Source organism: Collinsella aerofaciens, from assembly GCF_001404695.1.
GTDB classification, from domain to species: Bacteria; Actinomycetota; Coriobacteriia; order Coriobacteriales; family Coriobacteriaceae; genus Collinsella; species Collinsella aerofaciens_E.
Window position 1 is genome coordinate 1 of sequence record NZ_CZAQ01000052.1, and the last position, 5,641, is coordinate 5,641.

General features: G+C 59.5%; 4 protein-coding genes. 2 read left to right on the top strand and 2 right to left on the bottom strand.

The window, feature by feature from the left end:
* Nucleotides 1-260 precede the first annotated feature (260 nt).
* Both AQ996_RS09220 and AQ996_RS09225 read right to left on the bottom strand, forming a co-directional pair.
* Entirely contained in the window at nucleotides 261-599 is a 339-nt protein-coding gene (locus tag AQ996_RS09220; RefSeq protein WP_055252615.1) for a PTS lactose/cellobiose transporter subunit IIA, read from the bottom strand.
* A gap of 214 nt (nucleotides 600-813) precedes the next feature.
* Entirely contained in the window at nucleotides 814-1,818 is a 1,005-nt protein-coding gene (locus tag AQ996_RS09225; protein ID WP_055252617.1) for a LacI family DNA-binding transcriptional regulator, read from the bottom strand.
* A 357-nt stretch (nucleotides 1,819-2,175) separates the two neighbouring features.
* Between AQ996_RS09225 and AQ996_RS09230 the strand changes: the two genes are divergently transcribed.
* Together AQ996_RS09230 and lacG are read left to right on the top strand one after the other, a co-directional pair.
* Entirely contained in the window at nucleotides 2,176-3,951 is a 1,776-nt protein-coding gene (locus AQ996_RS09230; RefSeq protein ID WP_022094686.1) for a lactose/cellobiose PTS transporter subunit IIB, read from the top strand.
* A gap of 66 nt (nucleotides 3,952-4,017) precedes the next feature.
* Nucleotides 4,018-5,457, top strand: a complete 1,440-nt coding sequence (gene lacG / locus AQ996_RS09235; protein WP_022094685.1) for a 6-phospho-beta-galactosidase — start codon at nucleotides 4,018-4,020, stop codon at nucleotides 5,455-5,457.
* Nucleotides 5,458-5,641: the final 184 nt, after the last annotated feature.

The following is a 5,641-nucleotide window of genomic DNA, read 5'->3' on the forward strand; positions in this document are numbered from 1 at the left end:
GGCCGTCGCGAGGAAGCGGCTCAGGGCGATATACGCCGTGATGCGCGACCGGGTGCCCTACCGGGAGTAGCCCCGACGGTTGACAAAACTATAGGAACACCCAATGACTATCTCGGGATGAGTTGCGGTGGAATAGGGATTGTTTTGCGCCCGCCGGCCCCTATTCAGTCCCTATTTCACCGCAACTTGGAGGAGGACAGAAAAAGCCCTGTCGCGGGTGCGGCAGGGCTTTTGGAAGGGAACTTGGTTGTGAGGGCTCGTTAGGCGAGCTTGGCCTCGAGCTCAGCGATGCGCTTGTAGGCATCGATGGTAAAGCGGGCCTGCTTCTCCAGGATCATAGTGGTCATGAGAGTGTCCTGAGCGTGAGCCATGATGAAGGTCATCTCCATCTCGCCACCGCCGGCCTCCTGCGAAAGCAGCTTGGTCTGCGTGTCGTGGGCGCCGATAAGTGCATCGCTGGCATCCTTGTGCAGCTGTTCGGCCTTCTCAAAGTCACCCTCGCGAGCAGCATCGAGCGCTGCAAGCAGATCGGTCTGGGCGTCACCTGCGTATGCGACAATCTCGAATCCAACCATCGAGATTTCTTCTTTGGTTGCCATATTGCGTTCCTTTCACATATGAACCAATGGAGAGCATCGCGTCCGGGCATACGCGCTGCGTTGTGTATGACAGAAACAATAACATTCAAACAAAAAAGAACAGCGCAAAACGTAATTTTGAGCTATGAACGGTCACTATTCGCCCGTGAACGGTTTTTAAACTAATCTGAACAATATCGAACACAATTAGCGGCAACCCAAACAGACCCGCGCCCTAGCGTACATCGCGCACCGTATCGCCCTCGACGAGCACGCCCGGAAACAGCATGTGCTCCACACCGGGTGCAGTGCCCTCGGCGCCGGCAATCTTGTCGACCGCCCACATGCCGACGCGTTTGTTGTCAAAGCGCACCGTGGTCAGGCGACGATCGGGCACGATATCGCCCAAACTATCGTCAACACCCACCACGCTTACGTCCTGGGGCACGCGCTTCCCGCGCGACTCGAGCCCACGGATGCAGCCATATGCCATGGCATCGTTGGAAGCATAAATGGCCGTACAGGTCGGATCGTCCGCCAGAGCCTGACCGGCAGCATATCCACTCTGCGCTGTCCAGTCGCCGCGCACGAGCTGCGGTGGCTCGATGCCATGCGCACGCAATGTCTCGCGCCAGCCTTCCTCGCGCCGCATGCCCGAAAGCGAGCGCTCGGGACACGAGATAAAGTGCACGGTCTTGTGCCCCTGCCCCAGCAAGTACTCGACCACTTGGCGCGAGCAATCGAACTGGTCGTTATCGACCGTTGAACAGAGCGGGTGCTCCAGCATGGTAACGAGCACCGTCTGCATACCGGGCAGCGGCTCAAAGGTGCCAAAGTCCGCCGGCATGCGGTTCATAATCACAACCATGCCGTCCACCGGCAGTGCGCTCATGCGCGACGATGCGCCCTCGAGGGTATACGGATGCCCGTCTACTTTAGTGAGAGTGATGGCATAGCCGTGCTTATCGGCGGCGGCGGCAAAGCCCTCCATACGGTCGAGGTTGCCGGTGCCGGTAATATTGAACATGGCGACGCCGACGGTCTTAAACTTACCGCGACGCAGCGATCGACCGGCAAAATTGGGGCGATACCCCAGCTCGCGCATGGCGGCACGCACGCGCTCCTTGGTCTCGGGGCGCACGCTGGGCGAATCGTGAACGGTGCGCGAGACCGTCTGTTCCGAGACGCCCGCGAGACGCGCCACATCCTTAACGGATACCGATTTTTTAACAGCGGCCATAGGTCGATCTTTCTATGTCAACGATGCCATTGGTGACACCCTACGCAGTCATTTTTAACGCCTTCAAGTATATCCAACGCCTCCCCCACCATACGCTCACCACCCAAAACCTACCGTTCACCGACATTTTTGCTTCCCCGAACAGCTTTTGTCGACCAAATGTTAACGTTGCCATTGTGCAAACACAGAGCCACCGGGCGGCTCAAACGTTTACGCGCAAGGAATCGACGGTCCACAGGCACAGGGGCCATCGGTTCGCGTCTTATTTTGTGTCGCAAAATGGCAACGTCAACATTTTGGCAACCAAACGTCAAAAGCTACCATCGTTGCCAACCCACCGACTCTTAGGAGCTTTGCATGGAGCAACTCATCGCCATCATCGAAAAGGGGCAGCCCTTTTTCAACGCGATCGCCCGCAACAAGTACCTCAAGGCGATCCGCGACGGTTTTATCTCCGTCATCCCCATCATCATCTTCTCGTCCATCTTCTGCCTGGTAGCCTCGGTTCCCAATATCTGGGGTTTCTACTGGCCCGATGACATCAACAACGCCCTATGGAAGTGCTACAACTACTCCATGGGCATCCTGGCCATCGCCTGTGCCGCCACCACGGCCAAGCACTTCGCCGACGCTCAGAACCGCGATCTGCCCAAGAACAACCAGATCAACTTCATCTCGTGCATGTGCGCGGCCATCATCGGCTTCTTGCTCCTTTCGAGCGACACGATCGCCACGGACGCTGCCAGCGGCTTCAACACCACCTACCTTGGTTCCAAAGGCCTGCTGACCGCCTTTATCGCTGCGTTTGTGACCGGCATCATCTACAAGTTCTTCATTAAGCGCAACATCACCGTCAAGATGCCCGAGCAGGTTCCGCCCAACATCTCGCAGACCTTTAAGGACATCATCCCCTTCTCCGTCTGCATCACCGTCTTTTGGGTCTTTGACATCGCCTTCCGCGCTGCTTTTGGCTTCTGCTTTGCCCAGGGCGTCATCCAGGTGTTCCAGCCCCTGTTCACCGCTGCCGACGGCTACATCGGCCTCGCTGTGATCTACGGCGCTATGAGCCTCTTCTGGTTCGTGGGCGTCCACGGCCCCTCGATCGTCGAGCCCGCCATCGCCGCCGCCCTCGTTGCCAACATGACCGACAACCTGGCTGCGTTCCAGGCCGGCCAGCACGCTTCCGCTGTCCTGACCCAGGGTGCCCAGTACTTCGTCGTCTGCATGGGCGGCACCGGCGCCACGCTCGTCCTGGTCTTTATGTTCTGCTTCCTGGCCAAGTCTCAGGAGATGCGCGCCGTCGGTAAGGCCGCCATCGTCCCCGTCTGCTTTGCCGTCAACGAGCCGCTGCTGTTCGCCGCGCCCATCGTGCTCAACCCCGTCTTCTTTGTCCCGTTTGTCTTTGCCCCGATCGCCAACATCTGGATCCTCAAGATCTTTATCGACTTCTTGGGCATGAACGGCTTTATGTACACCCTGCCTTGGACCGTCCCCGGCCCCATCGGCACCATCATGGGCCTGGGCTTCCAGCCGCTCGCTTTTGTGATGCTCGCCCTTATCCTGGTCGTCGACTTCGTTCTGTACTACCCGTTCTTCCGTGCCTATGACGCCCAGAAGTGCGCCGAGGAGGCCGAGATCTCCCAGGAGGAGCTCGCCGCCAAGAACGCCGAGAAGGCCGCCAAGCTCAACGATGCCTTCCAGGGCAAGGCTGACGCCAAGAGCGTTGCCGCCGGCGCTGCTGCCGAGGCCGTGAAGGCCGACTCCCCCGCCGCTTCCGCAGCACCCGCTGCCGAGACAACGACCGCCAGCGACCTCAACGGCAAGCGCGTGCTCGTGCTCTGCCAGGGCGGCGGAACCTCGGGCCTGCTCGCCAACGCGCTGGCCAAGGCCGCCAAGGAGCGCGGCATTAACCTCGAGACCGCTGCCGAGGCCTATGGCAACCACGTGGACATGCTCCCCGACTTTGACCTGGTCGTCCTGGCCCCGCAGGCCGCAAGCTACCTGGCCGACCTGCAGAAGGACTGTGAGCGCGTGGGCAACAAGTGCGTCGCCTGCCGTGGCAAGCAGTACATCGAGCTCTCCCAGAACGGCGACAAGTCTCTCGCCTTCGTGAGTGAGCAACTTTCGAAGTAAGTAACGCCCAGGGCCAGCCGACCATCCAAGACCGGCTGGCCCTTCGATTTAGACGATTGGATCATCATGTCCGTTAATCCTGCTAGCGTCACCAACCCGCCCGCGCAGTTTCCCGAGGACTTTGTCTTTGGCGGCGCCACCGCTGCCTACCAGGTAGAGGGCGAGACCCGCACTCACGGTAAGGGCAAGGTTGCCTGGGACGACTTCCTGGAGGCCCAGGGGCGCTTTTCCCCCGATCCCGCTTCGGACTTCTACAACCAGTACCCCGTCGACCTGGAGCTGTGCGAGGAATTCGGCATCAACGGCATCCGCCTCTCCATCGCTTGGAGCCGCATCTTCCCCAACGGCACCGGCGAGATCAACCCCGAGGGCGTCCAGTTCTACCACGACCTTTTCGCCGAGTGCCACAAGCACCACGTCGAGCCGTTTGTCACGCTGCATCACTTCGATACGCCGCTGCCCCTCTTTGAGAAGGGCGACTTCCTCAACCGCGAGACCATCGACGCCTTTGTGGACTTTGCCACCTTCTGCTTTAAGGAGTACGCCGACCAGGTGACCTACTGGTTCACCTTTAACGAGATCTGGGCCGACGCCTCCAACACCTACATCGAGGGCACCTTCCCCGGTGGCGTCAAGGCACATCTGGCCGAGGCTTTCCAGTGCGAGCACAACATGATGCTCGCCCACGCCAAGGCCGTGCTGGCCTTCCACAACGGCGGTTTTAAGGGCAAAATCGGCGTCATCCAGTCGCTGGAGTTTAAGTATCCGCTCAACGAGAACGACCCCGCCGACATCAAAGCCGCCAACAACGAGCACGTGCTGCAGAACCAGTTCTTGCTCGACGCCACCTTCCGCGGCGACTACGCGCCCGACACCCTCGAGTGCGCCAACCGCCTGGCTGCCGTCTCGGGCGGCACCATCGAAATCCTGGACGAGGATCTGGAAATCATGCGCGAAGCCGCGCTCTACAACGACTACCTGGGCGTTAACAACTACCAGTGCCGTTTCTTGAAGGCTTACGATGGCGAGAACGACCTGCATCACAACGGTACGGGCGAGAAGGGCACCGGCCGCTGGCGCGTCAAGGGCATTGGCGAGCACGTGAACAAGCCCGGCATCCCCACCACCGACTGGGACTGGATTATCTATCCCGAGGGCCTGTTCGACCTGCTCGTCTACATTAAGCAGCGCTACCCCAACTACAAGCAGATCTTCATTACCGAAAACGGCATGGGCTACAAGGACCCCTACAAAGACGGCTTTGTGGACGACCAGCCGCGCATCGACTACATCGAGCAGCACCTGCGCTGGCTACTCAAGGCCATGGAGGTGGGCGTCAACGTGGGCGGCTACTTCCTGTGGAGTCTGCAGGATCAGTTCTCCTGGACCAATGGCTACAACAAGCGCTATGGCTTCTTCTACGTTGACTTTGAGACCCAGAAGCGCACGCCCAAGGCAAGCGCCTACTGGTATAAGCACGTGGCGCAGACCCGTCGTCTGGACTAAAGACTAGCGGGGTTGCCTGCCCACATAACCTGTCCCCATTTCTCAGCCGGGGGCGGCACGTCACACGGCGCGCCGCCCCCGGTCTTTTTGTTTGGCTCTGTTAGACCAGGAGTGACATAAATCCGATGTCACCGCGACGGGCTATCCTTCATTAACGTTGAAGGAGGAACCATGGACGCCGACG